Source organism: Pantoea sp. Cr_R13, assembly GCF_029222565.1.
Classification (GTDB): domain Bacteria; phylum Pseudomonadota; class Gammaproteobacteria; order Enterobacterales; family Enterobacteriaceae; genus Pantoea; species Pantoea eucalypti.
The window spans coordinates 143929-160722 of sequence record NZ_JARHXL010000019.1 but is presented as its reverse complement, the minus strand read 5'-3'; the positions used below and the strand labels follow the sequence as shown (position 1 = coordinate 160722).

The 16794-nt window shown below is 54.5% G+C and carries 15 protein-coding genes and 1 other RNA gene; 12 read left to right on the top strand and 4 right to left on the bottom strand.

Translation table 11 applies throughout. The features are described 5' to 3' along the window. Positions 1-179 precede the first annotated feature (179 nt). The 7 genes from tkt (at position 180) to P2R09_RS20235 (ending at position 8617) form a co-directional block, all read left to right on the top strand. Entirely contained in the window at positions 180-2174 is a 1995-nt protein-coding gene (gene tkt, locus P2R09_RS20265) for a transketolase (RefSeq protein ID WP_008925680.1), read from the top strand. A 314-nt stretch (positions 2175-2488) separates the two neighbouring features. Continuing rightward, on the top strand, positions 2489-3508 hold the full coding sequence (gene epd, locus P2R09_RS20260; RefSeq protein ID WP_275772337.1) for an erythrose-4-phosphate dehydrogenase: 1020 nt from the start codon (positions 2489-2491) through the stop codon (positions 3506-3508). A 51-nt stretch (positions 3509-3559) separates the two neighbouring features. Continuing rightward, positions 3560-4723 carry a phosphoglycerate kinase gene (gene pgk / locus P2R09_RS20255; protein WP_003853361.1) on the top strand — a complete coding sequence of 388 codons (1164 nt, stop codon included), beginning with the start codon at positions 3560-3562 and terminating at the stop codon, positions 4721-4723. Positions 4724-4828: 105 nt separating this feature from the next. Further along, complete coding sequence (gene fbaA / locus P2R09_RS20250; RefSeq protein WP_003852838.1) at positions 4829-5908, top strand: class II fructose-bisphosphate aldolase; 1080 nt, start codon at positions 4829-4831, stop codon at positions 5906-5908. A gap of 208 nt (positions 5909-6116) precedes the next feature. After that, positions 6117-6998 (top strand): small-conductance mechanosensitive channel MscS, encoded by an 882-nt coding sequence (gene mscS / locus P2R09_RS20245; protein ID WP_003852840.1) that lies wholly within the window; start codon positions 6117-6119, stop codon positions 6996-6998. A 125-nt stretch (positions 6999-7123) separates the two neighbouring features. Next, complete coding sequence (gene argO / locus P2R09_RS20240; RefSeq protein WP_003852843.1) at positions 7124-7747, top strand: arginine exporter ArgO; 624 nt, start codon at positions 7124-7126, stop codon at positions 7745-7747. A gap of 144 nt (positions 7748-7891) precedes the next feature. Next, positions 7892-8617 carry an oxidative stress defense protein gene (locus tag P2R09_RS20235; RefSeq protein WP_003852844.1) on the top strand — a complete coding sequence of 242 codons (726 nt, stop codon included), beginning with the start codon at positions 7892-7894 and terminating at the stop codon, positions 8615-8617. Between the two features lie 30 nt (positions 8618-8647). Here the strand turns inward: P2R09_RS20235 and P2R09_RS20230 are convergent, their stop codons facing one another. Further along, positions 8648-9553 (bottom strand): LysR family transcriptional regulator ArgP, encoded by a 906-nt coding sequence (locus P2R09_RS20230; protein WP_008925678.1) that lies wholly within the window; start codon positions 9551-9553, stop codon positions 8648-8650. 181 nt (positions 9554-9734) lie between these two features. Between P2R09_RS20230 and rpiA the strand changes: the two genes are divergently transcribed. Next, a complete protein-coding gene (rpiA, locus tag P2R09_RS20225) occupies positions 9735-10394 on the top strand; it encodes a ribose-5-phosphate isomerase RpiA (RefSeq protein WP_003852846.1) in 660 nt (219 codons plus the stop codon). Between the two features lie 279 nt (positions 10395-10673). Beyond that, positions 10674-11912, top strand: a complete 1239-nt coding sequence (serA, locus tag P2R09_RS20220; RefSeq protein WP_003852850.1) for a phosphoglycerate dehydrogenase — start codon at positions 10674-10676, stop codon at positions 11910-11912. A 344-nt stretch (positions 11913-12256) separates the two neighbouring features. Here serA and P2R09_RS20215 read toward each other — a convergent pair whose 3' ends face one another. The 3 genes from P2R09_RS20215 to zapA all read right to left on the bottom strand — a co-directional run bounded on the left by P2R09_RS20215 (position 12257) and on the right by zapA (position 13494). Then, positions 12257-12850, bottom strand: coding sequence for a 5-formyltetrahydrofolate cyclo-ligase (locus tag P2R09_RS20215; RefSeq protein ID WP_275772820.1), 594 nt, complete (start codon positions 12848-12850; stop codon positions 12257-12259). Positions 12851-12942: 92 nt separating this feature from the next. Then, positions 12943-13125, bottom strand: a non-coding RNA gene (gene ssrS, locus P2R09_RS20210) — 6S RNA. Positions 13126-13164: 39 nt separating this feature from the next. Further along, entirely contained in the window at positions 13165-13494 is a 330-nt protein-coding gene (gene zapA, locus P2R09_RS20205) for a cell division protein ZapA (protein WP_008925677.1), read from the bottom strand. Positions 13495-13664: 170 nt separating this feature from the next. Here zapA and P2R09_RS20200 point away from each other — a divergent pair, with 170 nt between their 5' ends. The 3 genes from P2R09_RS20200 to ubiH are packed head-to-tail and all read left to right on the top strand — an operon-like array spanning position 13665 to position 16787. Continuing rightward, positions 13665-14243: a YecA family protein gene (locus P2R09_RS20200; RefSeq protein ID WP_003852855.1), complete on the top strand. Its 579-nt coding sequence runs from the start codon at positions 13665-13667 to the stop codon at positions 14241-14243. Positions 14244-14289: 46 nt separating this feature from the next. Further along, entirely contained in the window at positions 14290-15612 is a 1323-nt protein-coding gene (gene pepP / locus P2R09_RS20195) for a Xaa-Pro aminopeptidase (RefSeq protein WP_275772330.1), read from the top strand. Next, positions 15609-16787: a 2-octaprenyl-6-methoxyphenyl hydroxylase gene (gene ubiH, locus P2R09_RS20190; RefSeq protein ID WP_275772329.1), complete on the top strand. Its 1179-nt coding sequence runs from the start codon at positions 15609-15611 to the stop codon at positions 16785-16787. The genes pepP and ubiH overlap by 4 nt, the downstream gene beginning before the upstream one ends. The last annotated feature ends 7 nt before the right edge of the window (positions 16788-16794 follow it).

Genomic DNA, 16794 nt, shown 5'->3' with positions numbered 1-16794 from the left:
TTTGCTAGCAGACCTGGCCGAAAAAGCCATACGAAGCGGTGACATTTAGCGTTTTACAACATGTACTTTTGACCTGACTTTCATGTACATTGATGGGCAACTTTTTCCTTGTTTTGCCCGGTAACTCATTAATAACAATCAGTTAAGGTGCGAAGCATTAATCCGACCTGGAGTAGAAAATGCCCTCTCGTAAAGAGCTTGCCAACGCCATTCGTGCGTTAAGTATGGATGCAGTACAGAAAGCGAAATCGGGACATCCGGGTGCCCCAATGGGCATGGCGGACATCGCTGAAGTACTCTGGCGCGGCTACCTGAACCACAACCCGACCAACCCGCTGTGGGCCGACCGCGACCGTTTCGTCCTCTCTAACGGTCACGGCTCAATGCTGATCTACAGCCTGCTGCACCTGACCGGCTACGATCTGCCACTGAGCGAACTGGAAAACTTCCGCCAGCTGCACTCAAAAACTCCAGGTCACCCTGAATATGGCTACACCGTGGGCGTTGAAACCACCACCGGTCCGCTGGGGCAGGGCATCGCCAACGCCGTCGGCTTCGCCATTGCTGAACGCACACTGGCCGCGCAGTTTAACCGTCCGGGTCATGACATCGTAGACCACAACACCTATGTCTTCATGGGTGATGGTTGCATGATGGAAGGTATTTCTCACGAAGTCTGCTCACTGGCGGGTACGCTGAAGCTGGGCAAACTGGTTGCCTTCTATGATGACAACGGTATTTCCATCGATGGTCACATTGATGGCTGGTTCACTGATGACACCGCTAAGCGCTTTGAAGCGTACGGCTGGCATGTCGTGCGCGGCGTAGACGGCCATGATGCAGATGCGATTGCTAAAGCGATCGACGAAGCGAAGAGCGTCAGCGACAAGCCTTCACTGCTGATGTGCAAAACCGTTATCGGCTTCGGTTCACCGAACAAAGCGGGCACCCATGATTCACACGGCGCGCCGCTGGGTGATGACGAAGTGGCACTGACCCGCAAACAGCTGGGCTGGAACCACGCACCGTTCGTTATTCCTTCAGACATCTACGCTGAGTGGGACGCAAAAGAAGCGGGCCAGGCGAAAGAAGCGGCATGGGATGAGAAATTCGCTGCGTATGCGCAGGCCCATCCTGAGCTGGCTGCTGAATTTAAACGTCGCGTGAGCAACGAACTGCCAGCTAACTGGCAGGAAGAGTCTCAGAAGTTCGTTGAACAGCTGCAGGCGAACCCGGCGAAGATCGCCAGCCGTAAAGCGTCACAGAATGCTATCGAAGCCTTTGGTAAAATTCTGCCGGAATACCTGGGCGGCTCAGCTGACCTGGCGCCGAGCAACCTGACTATCTGGTCTGGTTCTAAGCCAATCAACGAAGATGCTGCGGGTAACTACATCCATTACGGCGTGCGTGAATTCGGTATGACCGCTATCGCCAATGGTCTGGCACTGCATGGCGGCTTCCTGCCATACACCGCTACCTTCCTGATGTTCGTTGAGTATGCGCGTAACGCAGCGCGTATGGCGGCACTGATGAAGATCCGTCAGATCATGGTCTACACTCACGACTCAATCGGTCTGGGTGAAGATGGCCCGACGCATCAGCCGGTTGAGCAGATGGCGAGCCTGCGCACCACACCAAACATGAGCCTGTGGCGTCCATGTGACCAGGTAGAATCTGCGGTGGCGTGGAAATATGCTATCGAACGTCAGGATGGCCCAACGGCACTGATCTTCTCCCGTCAGAACCTGGCGCAGCAGGAACGTGATGCTGCACAGCTGGCTAACGTGGCGCGCGGTGGTTACGTGCTGAAAGATTGCGACGGCACCCCTGAGCTGATCCTGATCGCAACCGGTTCAGAAGTTGAACTGGCTGTCGGTGCCTGGGACAAACTCACCAGCGAAGGCCGCAAAGTGCGCGTGGTCTCGATGCCGTCAACCGATGCTTTCGACAAGCAGAGCGATGAATACCGTGAATCTGTGCTGCCGAAAGCCGTCAGCGCTCGCGTTGCTATTGAAGCGGGCATCGCTGATTACTGGTTCAAATACACGGGCCTGAATGGCGCTATCGTGGGTATGACCAGCTTCGGTGAATCTGCACCTGCAGATCAGCTGTTCGAGCTGTTTGGCTTTACCGTTGACAACGTCGTCGCGAAAGCGAAAGCGCTGCTGGCGTAATAACTGGCCAGGCGGGTCTGCTCCCGCCTGGTTGTGAAATTAAAGGGGCGATCCTTTCGTCCCTTTTGCTCTTTTATTCCTGCAGTAATAACACTTTCTGGCTTAAATTTGTGACGCAGATCCAAATTTATGCAGTCAGATTGATCGCAATCATTCCTGTTATTCCTTCCTTCTATTATTCTGGCTGAACCGTTTCAGTCGTCGGGCCAGCCGCCCTGATTTCGGACAATGCCGGGCAAGAATCTCCTGTACAAAATGCAGTGAAGCGCTCAGGCTAACGGCACGTTTTTTCAGTCTGACGTGGCAGGAGAGAAATGACGGTACGGATAGCGATAAATGGTTTTGGCCGGATTGGACGCAATGTTCTGCGCGCGTTCTATGAAACGGGCCGACGTGCAGAGATTACCGTGGTCGCGATTAATGAGCTGGCTGAAGCCACCGGTATGGCGCACCTGCTGAAATACGATACCAGCCATGGCCGTTTTGCTTTCGACGTTCGTCAGGAGCGCGATGTTATGTGGGTGGGTGGCGATACCCTGCGCATTTTGCACCGTGCAGACATAGCCGATTTGCCGTGGCGTGAACTCGATGTGGATGTGGTGCTGGACTGTACCGGCGTCTATGGCTCACGGGCTGATGGCGAAGCCCATCTGCAGGCGGGTGCCAAAAAAGTGCTGTTCTCTCATCCTGGCGGAAACGATCTCGACGCGACTGTCGTGTTCGGTGTTAACCAGCAGGATCTCACCGCCAGCGATCGCATCGTCTCCAATGCGTCCTGCACCACAAACTGCATTATTCCGGTCATTAAACTGCTGGATGATGCGTTTGGTATCGAATCCGGCACCGTCACGACGATCCACTCGGCGATGCACGATCAGCAGGTGATCGACGCCTATCACAGCGATCTGCGCCGGACCCGTGCGGCCAGTCAGTCCATCATTCCAGTGGATACGCGTCTGGCGGCAGGCATCACCCGTATTTTTCCGAAATTCAACGATCGCTTTGAGGCGATAGCCGTTCGCGTCCCGACGATTAACGTGACGGCCATTGATCTCAGCGTTTCTGTGCATAACGCGGTAACGGCATGTGACGTTAACACCTTGTTGCGAAGCGCGGCAGAAGGGGCATTTCGTGGTATAGTTGACTACACGGAATTACCGTTAGTCTCAGTAGATTTTAACCATGATCCGCACAGTGCCATTGTGGACGGAACACAAACGCGGGTCAGCGGTCAACACCTTATCAAGACACTGGTCTGGTGTGACAATGAATGGGGCTTTGCTAACCGAATGCTCGACACGACGTTAGCGATGGCCGCAAGCGGTTTCAGGTAAGACGCGGTTTGCGTCTGGCAAAACTTATGAGAATCAACGAGAGGATTCACCATGTCTGTAATTAAGATGACCGATCTGGATCTGGCTGGTAAACGCGTTCTGATCCGTGCCGATCTGAACGTACCAGTTAAAGAAGGTAAAGTGACGTCTGATGCACGTATCCGTGCTTCTCTGCCAACCATTGAAGCGGCGTTGAAACAGGGCGCGAAAGTAATGGTTACCTCTCACCTGGGTCGTCCGACCGAAGGTGAATACAACGAAGAGTTCTCGCTGCTGCCGGTAGTTAACTACCTGAAAGAGAAGCTGAGCGGCACCACTGTGACCCTGGCAAAAGATTACCTCGATGGCGTTGAAGTGGGCGCTGGCGAACTGGTTGTGCTGGAAAACGTTCGCTTTAACAAAGGCGAAAAGAAAGATGACGAAGCGCTGTCTAAAAAATATGCCGCCCTGTGCGACGTATTTGTGATGGACGCGTTTGGTACTGCGCACCGCGCGCAGGCTTCTACCCACGGCGTTGGCAAATTTGCCCCTATCGCCTGTGCCGGTCCGCTGCTTTCTGCAGAACTGGAAGCGCTGGGTAAGGTCATGAGCAACCCTGAGCGTCCGCTGGTGGCTGTTGTTGGTGGTTCTAAAGTCTCTACCAAATTTGATGTGCTGCAGTCTCTGGTCAAAATCGCGGACACCGTGATTGTCGGCGGCGGCATTGCGAACACCTTCGTGGCTATCGACAACAATGTCGGCAAGTCACTGTATGAACCCGACTTCGTTGAAGCGGCTAAAGGCCTGCGCGATCAGCACGGTATCCCGGTTCCAACTGACTCTCGCGTCGGCACAGAATTCTCTGAAACTGCGCCAGCGACCGTGAAAAAGGTTTCGGAAGTAGCAGATAACGAAGAGATTATGGACTTCGGTGATGAAACCGCTCAGGCCATGGCTGCCATCCTGAAAGAGGCTAAAACCATCCTGTGGAATGGCCCGGTGGGCGTGTTTGAGTTCCCTAACTTCCGTAAAGGCACCGAGATCGTGGCTAACGCGATTGCAGACAGCGATGCCTTCTCTGTTGCAGGCGGCGGCGATACCTTAGCGGCTATCGACCTGTTCGGCATTGAAGACAAAATTTCCTACATCTCTACCGGCGGTGGTGCGTTCCTGGAGTTCGTGGAAGGCAAAAAACTGCCAGCAGTTGCCATGCTGGAAGAGCGTGCGAAGCAGTAATCCTTTGGGGGCGATGCCTCGCGGCATCGTCTGAAGTCTTGCCCATCTGGGCGTTTAAATCGACGTTCCTTTAAGGGAACAACGGTCACGAAACAGGACACAATCATGTCTAAAATTTTTGATTTCGTAAAACCCGGCGTTGTCACTGGTGATGACGTACAGAAGATCTTCAAAGTTGCGAAAGAGAACAAATTCGCACTGCCAGCAGTGAACTGCGTCGGCACCGACTCCATCAATGCGGCACTGGAAGCGGCAGCGAAAGTGAAAGCGCCAATCATCATCCAGTTCTCTAACGGTGGTGCTGCATTTATCGCCGGTAAAGGCTTCAAGACTGACAAACCACAGGGCGCGGCAATCTTCGGTGCTATCGCCGGTGCACACCATGTTCACCTGATGGCAGAGCAGTATGGCGTGCCGGTTATCCTGCACACTGACCACTGCGCGAAGAAACTGCTGCCGTGGATCGATGGTCTGCTGGACGCGGGTGAAGAGTACTTCCAGAAAAACGGTAAGCCACTGTTCTCTTCTCACATGATCGACCTGTCAGAAGAGTCACTGGAAGAGAACATCGAAATCAGCAGCAAGTACCTGGCGCGCATGGCGAAACTCGACATGACGCTGGAAATCGAACTGGGCTGCACCGGTGGTGAAGAAGATGGCGTGGATAACAGCCATATGGACGCATCTGCTCTCTACACCCAGCCAGAAGATGTGAACTACGCATACGAAAAACTGAATGCTATCAGCCCGCGCTTCACCATTGCGGCTTCATTCGGCAACGTACACGGCGTTTACAAGCCAGGTAACGTGAAACTGACCCCAACCATTCTGCGTGATTCGCAGAAATTCGTGTGTGAAAAACATGGCCTGCCGCACAACGCGCTGGACTTCGTTTTCCACGGCGGTTCAGGTTCTTCAGCTGCAGAAATCGAAGAGTCTATCAGCTACGGCGTGATCAAGATGAACATCGATACCGATACCCAATGGGCAACCTGGGACGGCATCCTGCAGTACTACAAAAAGAATGAAGGCTATCTGCAGTCGCAGCTGGGTAACCCGGAAGGCGACGACAAGCCAAACAAAAAATACTACGACCCACGCGTCTGGCTGCGTTCAGCCCAGGCCTCAATGGTCGTGCGTCTGGAGCAGGCTTTCAAAGAGCTCAACGCTGTCGACGTTCTGTAACTGATATTGAGTTACGGTATAAACTGTCTTCTGTATAAAAAAGGCCCGAAAGGGCCTTTTTTTTGATCTTTTTTCGCCGGATTTGCGTCAAAGGTCATGCAGGTTTGGCACACCGGCATTTATTGTTTACCCTTTTGTCAGGGATTGTCAGAGCTGTTCTGACAATCTGTTGTTACTTCCCTTGGGAATTTAATTACAGGATGGTTCCATGCAGGATACGGGTATGTTTGATGAGCTTAACAACGCAGGTAACTGGATAGTACGCAATCAGGAGCTGCTGATAAGCTATGCGGTGAACATTGTCGCAGCTATTGCGATTATCTTTGTGGGTATGATTGTTGCACGCATCATCTCCAACACCGTTAATCGTCTGCTGTGCGCACGTCATATTGATACGACCGTTGCTGACTTTTTGTCGGCGCTGGTGCGCTACGGCATTATCGCCTTCACACTTATCGCGGCGCTGGGTCGCATTGGCGTACAGACCACCTCGGTTATTGCCATCCTCGGTGCGGCCGGTCTGGCTGTGGGTCTGGCCTTAAAAGATTCACTGTCAAACCTGGCTGCCGGCGTACTGCTGGTGATTTTCCGCCACTTCCGCACCGGTGAGTTTGTGGATCTGGGTGGCATCATGGGTACAGTCATGAACGTGCAGATCTTCTCTACGACGCTCAAGTCAGCGGATGGCAAGCGCGTGGTGGTGCCGAACGGTAAAATCCTTGCCGGAAACATCGTTAACTTTTCCCGTGAGCCGGTACGCCGCAATGAATTTATTATCGGCGTCTCCTACGATGCCGATGTGGATCAGGTTCTGACGCTGCTGCGGGAAGTCGTTGAAGCAGATGAACGTGTACTAAAAGATATGGGTATCCAGATTGGGCTTAATGAGTTAGCCGCATCCTCAATGAATTTTGTCGTGCGCTGCTGGAGCAACAGTGGAGACCTGCAAAACGTCTACTGGGATCTGATGAAGAACTTCAAGCGTACGCTGGATGGCAAAGGAATTGGTATTCCTTATCCGCAGATGGATGTGCATCTGCACCGCGTCAGACCGTCAGATACACCTGCACCAGAGACACAGCCGCAGTAATTTGTTCAATGGGCGGCGTCTGTCGCCCATTAATTTTGCTAATCGTGGATTAATTCTTTCAATTACCGCTAATCATCTCCTCTCTTTATACTTCCCCACATCTGACCATGTGAGGACGTAATTCTGTGATATCTCTCTACTTTCAGGGGCTTGCCCTGGGCGCTGCGCTGATCCTGCCATTGGGGCCACAAAACGCATTTGTGATGAATCAGGGCGTGAAACGTCAGTATCATCTGATGACGGCGGCACTCTGCTCACTGAGCGATATTCTGCTGATATGCGGCGGCATCTTTGGCGGCAGCGCCCTGCTAAGCCAGTCTCCGCTGCTGCTGATGGTCATCACCTGGGCAGGCGTAGCCTTTCTGCTCTGGTATGGCTGGGGTGCGCTGCGAAGCGCTTTTCGTGGCAACGCCGATCTGGCGGATGGCGAGCCACTGAAGCAGAGCAGGGGACGCATTATCGCAACATTGCTGGCGGTAACTTGGCTCAATCCGCACGTCTATCTCGACACTTTTGTGGTGCTGGGCAGTCTTGGCGGCCAGTTGCCCAGCACCACGGCGCGTCAGTGGTTCGCGCTGGGCACCGTCAGCGCGTCGATCCTGTGGTTTTTCGGCCTGGCGCTGCTGGCCGCGTGGCTGTCACCGCGCCTGCGCACCGCGAAAGCACAGCGTGTGATTAACCTGCTGGTCGGCGCGGTAATGTGGTTTATCGCCCTGCAACTGGCGCGTCAGGGTATTGCCGGTTTTTGATCTTAGCCTCGATCCCGGGCGGTAATTGCCGCGCTGCGGACGAACTTTTGGCATAATGACCACTCAAAGCATGGCGCATACCGATGCGCTGTTGGGCTTCGCCGGTTGGAAGCCGTCATAGTGACCTTTTCAAGGAGGACTTTCATGAAACTGAAAGCATTGGCTCTGGCCGCAATCATGAGCGCCGGGGCATTGCCTGGCGTACACGCTGATGAGTTACCGAACGGACCGCACGTGGTGACCTCAGGCAAGGCAACGGTCGATGCTCGTCCCGATATCGCGACCCTCTCTATCGTTGTGAACGTGTCATCGAAAGATGCCGCAGATGCGAAAAAACAGGCAGATAGCCGGGTTGCGCAATATTTCGATTTTCTGCAGAAGAATGGCATCGAGAAAAAAGATATCGATGCGGCTAACCTGAGCACGCAGCCAGAGTACGACTACACCAAAGAGGGTAAATCCGTACTGAAAGGCTATCGTGCTGTGCGTCAGGTACAGGTCACCCTGCGTCAGCTGGACAAACTGAATGATCTGCTGGACGGAGCACTGAAATCCGGTCTGAATGAGGTGCGTAGCGTCGAGTTAGGCGTGGCAAACCCGGAAAGCTATAAAGAGCAGGCGCGTAAAGCGGCGATTAAAAACGCCACTCAGCAGGCATCGCAACTGGCTGAAGGCTTTAACGCGAAGCTGGGATCGATCTACAGCATCCGTTATCAGGTCGCCAACTATCAGCCAATGCCGATGAACCGCATGTACAAAGCGGCGGCAGCGGCAGATACCTCGGCGCAGGAGACTTATGACCAGCAGAGCATCAACTTTGACGATCAGGTTGATGTAGTGTTTGAGATTAAGCCCAACGCGGCACAATAAAAAAACGGGGCTTTTGCCCCGTTTTTGTTTTCAGGCGGCGACGTCATTCTGACGCAGCACCCGATGTCCATGCGCAATCAGCGCATCGGTCACCCGACGCATTAACCGGCTTTCAGGCGCAAACCGATGCCAGTAGAGCATCCGGCGCTGATACAATCCCGGCGTCAAATCGATTAACTCACCGCTCGCCAGCTCACGTTCAATCTGAAGATGTGGAATCATACAGCAGGTCGATCCCTGTCGGGCCATCTGCACAAAGGCTTCAGACGAGTTCACAATGTGGCAGGGCACACTGCCAGGTGAAAGGTCAAAGTTCTGCTGCAGGAAAGCCTGGTGCATATCATCAAGATGATCAAAAGCCACGGCAGGCGCTTTCAGCAGGGCAGAGCGGGTAACGCCGTTTGGAAAGAAGCGTTCAGCAAAGTCGCGTGACGCCACAAACAGGTAGTCGAGCGCACCCAGCTGATCCACCAGGCAACTCGGCAGCGGCTGCGGCTGAATACTCACCGCACCCACCACTTCACCCCGACGCAGACGCTCCTGAGTGCGTGTTTCATCTTCAACCTGCAGATTCAGGCGAACGGGGGAGTCAGCCAGCACATCTTTTAGCGCAGGCAGCAACCAGGTCGCCAGACTGTCGGCGTTGACCGCCAGCGACAGCAGCAGCGGCGTGGTGCCACTGTTCTCATCGCCCAGCCACTCCTCTTCCAGCAATTCCACCTGATGCAGTAACGCCAATAGTTTTTGGCCCTGTTCGGTCGGGCGCGGCGGCACAGTGCGCACCAGCAGCGGCTGACCAAACAGGTTCTCCAGCTGCTTGATTCGCTGTGAAACTGCAGACTGAGTGATACACAATTTTTGTGCGGCACGCTCAAATCCGCGTTCGCGGATCACTGAATCCAGCGCCTGAAGCGTTCGATAATCCGGGCGTTTCATTAATATTCATTCTCCTTCAGGATGGACGTCACTATGCCACAAAACTGTTATCTGTGATGGTTCTCTTGTTTTTGTGGACTGGCTTGCAAAGCGATAAATCCACGTCGGTCAGCCGAGCATTTTCAGCAAGCCTTGTTTTATACTACGCGCACTTCGTTGTCGCACAGGTTTTAAACATACCATGACCCAGGATGAACTGAAAAAAGCCGTTGGCTGGGCTGCACTTGATTACGTGCAGCCGGGCACCATTGTTGGCGTAGGCACCGGCTCCACCGCTGCCCACTTTATCGATGCGCTTGCCACGGTCAGGCATCAGATCGACGGTGCCGTCTCCAGCTCAGATGCCTCCACCCAGAAGCTGAAAAGCCTGGGCATTCAGGTTTTTGACCTGAATGAGATTGATGTGCTGTCGGTTTACGTCGATGGCGCGGATGAGATCAACCCTCAGATGCAGATGATTAAAGGGGGCGGCGCGGCGCTGACGCGTGAAAAGATTGTGGCTGCAGTGGCTGAAACCTTTATCTGTATCGCTGACGCCTCGAAAGAGGTGGATGTACTGGGCCGCTTCCCGCTGCCGGTTGAAGTGATTCCGATGGCACGCAGTTATGTGGCGCGTCAGCTGGTGAAAATGGGCGGCTTACCGGAGTATCGTCAGAACGTGGTAACGGATAACGGTAACATTATTCTCGACGTGCATAATCTGCGTATCCTGGATCCGATTGAGCTGGAAAAAACCATCAATGCGTTGCCTGGCGTCGTCACTGTCGGCCTTTTTGCCGCGCGCGGTGCCGATATTGCACTGATTGGCGGACCTGATGGGGTCAAAACTATCAAAAAATGATCTGTCTGGCGCCGTAAAGGCGTCAGTTATTTCTGCCTGAAAATCATCTTTTCTCACACTGGTGAAATTTGGTGACTTATGTCACATAAGCGTCATCGGCAGCGGGTTCGTTCTCTCTTCTTTGCCTCTCTCATGATTTTGTCCGGCAATGTACTGCTGGCAGCCGCTGCCGTGCTGGCTGCCGGGCAATCGTTTGTATTGCCGGACGCGATTTTTTTGATATTTTGACAGAAGGCTGGCTTATGGTAGTCCTCATTGAATGCTGAATAGGATTGGGAAATGGCAAAGGTATCACTGGAAAAAGATAAGATTAAGTTCCTGCTGGTGGAAGGTGTCCATCAGAGCGCGCTGGATAACCTGCGGGCTGCAGGCTATACCAACATCGAATTCCACAAGGGCGCGCTGGACTCCGACGCGTTAAAAGCATCGATTCGCGATGCGCACTTCATTGGTATCCGTTCCCGCTCCCAGCTTACTGAAGAGATTTTTGCGGCCGCTGAAAAGCTGGTCGCCGTTGGCTGTTTCTGTATCGGCACCAACCAGGTTGATCTGCAGGCTGCTGCCAGCCGGGGTATTCCGGTGTTCAACGCGCCGTTCTCCAATACCCGCTCGGTTGCGGAGCTGGTGATTGGTGAGATGCTGCTGATGCTGCGTGGCATCCCGGAAGCGAACGCGAAAGCGCACCGTGGCATCTGGAACAAGATTGCCAAAGGCTCATTTGAAGCACGTGGCAAAAAGCTGGGTATCATCGGTTACGGTCATATCGGGATGCAGCTGGGCGTGCTGGCAGAAAGCTTGGGCATGCATGTTTTCTTCTACGACATTGAAAACAAGTTGCCGCTTGGGAATGCTACCCAGGTACGCCATCTGGCCGATCTGCTCAACATGAGCGACGTTGTCAGCCTGCACGTGCCGGAAACTGCCTCAACACAGGATATGATCGGTGCAGAACAGCTGGCGCAGATGAAGCCCGGTGCGCTGCTGATTAACGCCTCACGCGGTACCGTAGTCGATATCCCGGCGCTGTGTGATGCGCTGGCCAGTAAACATGTTGGTGGCGCGGCCATCGACGTCTTCCCGACAGAACCCGCCACCAACAGCGAGCCGTTTATCTCTCCACTGAGCGAATTCGACAACGTGATCCTGACGCCGCACATTGGCGGTTCGACGGAAGAAGCGCAGGAGAACATCGGGATTGAAGTGGCGGGCAAGCTGGCGAAATATTCCGATAACGGCTCGACGCTGTCAGCTGTTAACTTCCCGGAAGTCTCACTGCCGATTCACGGTATCAGCGCCAGTCGTCTGCTGCACATCCATGAGAACCGTCCAGGCGTGCTGACAGCCATCAACCAGATCTTCGCAGAGCAGGGCATCAACATCGCTGCCCAGTATCTGCAAACCTCGCCGTTTATGGGCTATGTGGTTATCGACATTGATGCCGAGCCAGAAGTGGCCGAGAACGCGCTGCAGTTGATGAAGGCGATTCCGGGTACTATCCGCGCCCGTCTGCTTTACTAAGCGATAAAAACCTGGAGAGGCGCTTAGTCGCGTCTCTTCAGGTAGTTCATACAGGCTGTGCCGATTTGCTGTAAGACCGGGACTGTGAAGAGAACACGGTCAGATCGGAAAGACGCAAAAGCCGCCATCCATGGCATGCTCGGCCCGCGTGATTACGGACCTCATCCCTGAGGTACGCCCTTAAAAGGGCCAACGCTTTACGTTGTTCAAAAACGCTCACGGCGTTTTTATCCCTTGCGCGGGACGCTTTCCTCTTCTGACCCTATTCTCTGCGCGTTGAGCTATTTCATTGCTGCCAGATGCGCCCAGGTGTGGGTTTTCACTTGTCTGAAAAAGCGGCTCTGCTACTCCCACTGCCAGAGCTTTGACGGCGTCATTACCGCCGGCAAAGGCACATCCCATTCTGCCACCGGCAGGCTATCGACCTGCTGACAATCGTGGGCCAGACCGACCGGCAAAAAGCCGTGCTGTCGCCAGTTCTGCAGGGTACGATCGTAGAAGCCGCCGCCCATCCCCAGTCGCTGCCCATGTTGATCAAACGCCACCAGCGGCACCATCATCAGATCAAGCTGATCAAGCGTGATCAACTGCCGGATATCCAGCGGCGGTTCAGGAATACGCAGTTTATTCGGGCGCAACGAGGTCTCGGGGGAGTAACGCAGAAACAGTAAATGACCGGGCGAGAAGGGATGCAAAACGGGCAGATAGACCGCTTTCTTCAGATGCCAGAGCCTGGCAATCAGCGGACGGGTATTCAGCTCACCATCAACTGACAGGAACAGGGCAATGTTGCGCGCGTGAGTAATCGGCGCATAGTTAAGGGCAAGTTCAGCGAGCTGTTCAGCCGCCTGGGCCTGCTGATCTTCAGTCATTGCACGGCGCAAATGGCGTACCTGCTGACGGATAACCTGACGCTGTATCATTGAAGGTGATGACATGGAAGATTCAGACATGATTTCCCCGCCTGATAAGTCGCTGAACAGCGACTATAACATGTCGGTATGGGGATGAAAGCAGGACTGCAGGAAGAGAGATCTCCGAGATGCCGCCGTAGGCTGTAACCCTTGAACCCTTGGTTCAAGGTGAACATGCCGTCATAACCATCAGGCTTCTCGGACGAACCGAGCATGCACACAGGTTACGAGCGTCACATTCTGTTTTTTCGAAATATCGGCTCAGGGGACTGGCCCACATGCAAACATCTCAGAGAAAATTTACCTCACCGTTACTTTAGTATAGCAACCATGAAGTTTTATTCGAACTTCGCACCCTCACGCTCAGAGATGCGACCTTGCTCAACTAATGCCTGTTCAATCGTCTGCTGCAACATACGGATACGCTGTTCCATATTAGCAGCATAATCGCGCGTTTTCACTTTCTCTTGCGCCAGCTCGTGGCAGACGTTTAACGCGGCGATGAACACCAGTTGTTCTGTATTGGTGACTCTAGTGCGAACTTTTAGATCTTGCAACCGTTGATTGAGATCTTCAGCCGCGCTATTGAGCGCATCTTGCTGCTCTGGCGGACAATTCACTCTCAACGAACGACCAAAAATTTGTAAATCTACCGGTTGTGCAGACATGCCACCTTCCTGACTGATTACTTCGCTCGCAACTCCCTTAGCTGTCAATGGCTTGGGAGGCGGGCAACTATATAGACCCACGAAATAAGATACAACCCCTTTTCTGGAAACCTTGAGGCAGCTAGTGGTAGCATAACACGAACTTATTCTGCCAACGACGATGAAAACTTATGTCCTTACAGAACGCAACCCCCGATTACAACGCGCTCGCGGCAGTGCTCTCACAGCAGGGTGTTGGTATGACGCCTGCAGAAATGCATGGCCTGCTAAGCGGCATCCTCTGCGGCGGTAACCAGGACACCAGCTGGAAGACGCTGGTACACGATCTGGCTAACGAAGGCATGGCGTTTTCACACACGCTTGCGGTCCCGCTGGCGGCGCTGCACGAGCACACGGCCACTACGCTGGAAGATGAGGGTTTCCTGTTTCAGCTCATGCTGCCTGCGGACGACGACATCACCGTATTTGACCGTGCCGATGCGCTGGCAGGCTGGGTTAACCATTTTCTGCTCGGTCTGGGCGTAACACAGCCTAAACTGGATAAAGTCACCGGCGAAACCGGCGAAGCAATCGATGATTTGCGTACGATTGCCCAACTCGGTTACGAAGAGGATGAAGACCAGGAAGAACTGGAGCAGTCGCTGGAAGAGGTGATTGAATATGTGCGTGTCGCTGCACTGCTGTGCCACGATACCTTCACTCGTCCGCAGCCAACCGCGCCAGAAGTGCAAAAACCGACGCTACACTAATTTCAGGTCAACGCGTTTAACCGGTCAGTTTACAGGGAGTGCAGAGATGATTTCACTGGAACGATACCTGCAGCGTCGTCAGGCGCTGCTGGCGAAGATGGTGCCTGGCAGCGCAGCGCTGATTTTTGCTGCGCCTGAAGTGACGCGCAGTAACGACACCGAATATCCCTTCCGCCAGAGCAGCGACTTCAGTTATTTCACCGGCTTTAATGAGCCGCAGGCACTGCTGGTGCTGATCAAAAGCGATGAAAATCACAACCACAGCGTGCTGTTTAACCGCGTGCGTGACCCCGCAGCGGAAGTCTGGTCTGGTCGTCGATTGGGTCAGGAGGCCGCGCCCGATAAACTCGGCGTGGATCGCGCCTTACCCTGGACCGATATTGGTGAACAGCTGCACCTGCTGCTGAATGGCCTGGATGTGATTTACCATGCGCAGGGCGAATATGCTCACGCAGACACTCTGGTGTTCAGCGCACTGGATAAACTGCGTCGCGGTTTCCGCCAGAATCTTAGCGCGCCAGCCACCGTCACTGACTGGCGTCCATGGGTGCATGAGATGCGCCTGTTTAAAGATGCGGATGAAATTGAGTTGTTACGCCGCGCCGGGAAAATCAGTGCACTGGCGCATACTCGCGCGATGCAAACCTGTCAGCCGGGCATGTTTGAGTATCAGCTGGAAGGGGAGATCCATCACGAATTTACCCGTCACGGCGCGCGTTATCCCTCCTATAACACCATTGTGGGGGCCGGCGAGAACGGCTGCATTCTGCACTACACCGAAAACGAAAGTGAGATGCGCGACGGCGATCTGGTACTGATCGATGCAGGCTGTGAATTCCACGGCTATGCCGGTGATATTACCCGTACCTTCCCGGTTAACGGCCGATTCAGCCCGTCGCAGCGCGCCATTTATGACATCGTTCTGGCTTCGCTGAAGCGATCGCTTGAGATGTTTCGGCCTGGCGTCAGCATTCGTGAAGTGAATGACGAAGTGGTGCGCATTATGATCACCGGTCTGGTGGAGCTGGGTATCCTGGAGGGTGACATCGATACCCTGATCGCCGAAGACGCACATCGCCAGTTCTATATGCATGGCCTGGGCCACTGGCTGGGGCTGGACGTTCACGACGTAGGTCACTACGGCACCCCGAGTCGCGATCGGATTCTGGAGCCGGGCATGGTGTTAACCGTTGAGCCGGGTCTCTATATCGGGCCGGATGCGGATGTACCCGCGCAGTATCGCGGCATTGGCATCCGAATCGAAGATGACATTGTGATCACGGAAGAGGGCATTGAGAATCTCACCGACAGCGTTGTGAAAGAAGCCGATGAGATTGAAGCACTGATGGCGGCGGCAAAACAGGCATGACAATTCTGATTGCCGGAGGCGGCATGACCGGGGCGACGCTGGCGCTGGCGATCTCCCATCTCACCCAGGGCACACTGCCGGTAACGCTGATTGAAAGCAGTGAGCCAGGCAGCCGGGCGCATCCCGGTTTTGACGGCCGCGCTATTGCCCTCGCGGCCGGAACCTGCCAGCAACTGGCGGATATCAACCTGTGGCAGCGCATTGCCAGTTGTGCCACGCCGATTACCCATATCCATGTCTCCGATCGCGGTCACGCGGGCTTTGTGTCACTGGCGGCGGCTGATTATGACATTCCGGCGCTGGGGCAGGTTGTCGAGCTGTTTGATGTCGGTCAGCGGCTGTTTGCGGAACTGAAAAAAGCGCCAGGCGTGACGCTGCGCTGTCCTGCACGCGTTACCCAGGCTCACCGAAGCGAACAGCAGGTTGAGGTGACACTGGACAGTGGCGAACAACTCAGCGGCAAGCTGCTGGTGGCCGCCGATGGCACGCGCTCTGCACTGGCCGCCTCGTGCGGCATTCAGTGGCAAAGAGACGAGTATCAGCAGCTCGCGGTAATTGCCAATGTCTCCACTGCGCTGCCCCATCAGGGCCGGGCTTTCGAGCGTTTCACCGAGCATGGCCCGCTGGCGCTGCTGCCGATGTCTGGCAACCGTCTCTCGCTGGTCTGGTGTCATCCGCTTTCGCAGCGCGAACGCATTGAGCAGTGGAGCGAGGCTGAATTCCTGAGTCAGCTGCAGCGTGCCTTTGGCTGGCGGCTGGGCAAATTTACTCACACGGGTCAGCGAGAATACTACCCGCTGGCGCTACACCGGGCGATGTCGCCGGTGACGCATCGTGTGGCGGTGGTGGGCAATGCAGCCCAGACGCTGCATCCGATTGCCGGGCAGGGTTTCAATCTTGGCCTGCGCGATGTGATGTCGCTGGCTGAAACGCTGGCAGCCGCCCATCGTCAACAGCAGGATCCCGGCAGCTATACCGTGCTGCATCATTACCTGCAGCGTCGTCAGCCCGATCGCGCCGCCACTATCGGCATCACCGACGGACTGGTGCGCGTTTTTGCAAACCAGTATGGTCCACTGGTGGCAGGACGTAACCTGGGCCTGCTGGCAATGGATCATCTGCCGTGGCTACGAAATCAACTGGCTGAGCGTACGCTTGGCTGGGTTAAGCGTTAATAAAGAG

Coding starts and splice junctions, on each gene's coding strand:
- tkt (WP_008925680.1), top strand. CDS start 180: ATGCCCTCTCGTAAAGAGCTTGCCAACGCCATTCGTGCGTTAAGTATG.
- epd (WP_275772337.1), top strand. CDS start 2,489: ATGACGGTACGGATAGCGATAAATGGTTTTGGCCGGATTGGACGCAAT.
- pgk (WP_003853361.1), top strand. CDS start 3,560: ATGTCTGTAATTAAGATGACCGATCTGGATCTGGCTGGTAAACGCGTT.
- fbaA (WP_003852838.1), top strand. CDS start 4,829: ATGTCTAAAATTTTTGATTTCGTAAAACCCGGCGTTGTCACTGGTGAT.
- mscS (WP_003852840.1), top strand. CDS start 6,117: ATGCAGGATACGGGTATGTTTGATGAGCTTAACAACGCAGGTAACTGG.
- P2R09_RS20235 (WP_003852844.1), top strand. CDS start 7,892: ATGAAACTGAAAGCATTGGCTCTGGCCGCAATCATGAGCGCCGGGGCA.
- P2R09_RS20230 (WP_008925678.1), bottom strand. CDS start 9,553: ATGAAACGCCCGGATTATCGAACGCTTCAGGCGCTGGATTCAGTGATC.
- rpiA (WP_003852846.1), top strand. CDS start 9,735: ATGACCCAGGATGAACTGAAAAAAGCCGTTGGCTGGGCTGCACTTGAT.
- serA (WP_003852850.1), top strand. CDS start 10,674: ATGGCAAAGGTATCACTGGAAAAAGATAAGATTAAGTTCCTGCTGGTG.
- P2R09_RS20215 (WP_275772820.1), bottom strand. CDS start 12,850: ATGTCATCACCTTCAATGATACAGCGTCAGGTTATCCGTCAGCAGGTA.
- zapA (WP_008925677.1), bottom strand. CDS start 13,494: ATGTCTGCACAACCGGTAGATTTACAAATTTTTGGTCGTTCGTTGAGA.
- P2R09_RS20200 (WP_003852855.1), top strand. CDS start 13,665: ATGTCCTTACAGAACGCAACCCCCGATTACAACGCGCTCGCGGCAGTG.
- pepP (WP_275772330.1), top strand. CDS start 14,290: ATGATTTCACTGGAACGATACCTGCAGCGTCGTCAGGCGCTGCTGGCG.
- ubiH (WP_275772329.1), top strand. CDS start 15,609: ATGACAATTCTGATTGCCGGAGGCGGCATGACCGGGGCGACGCTGGCG.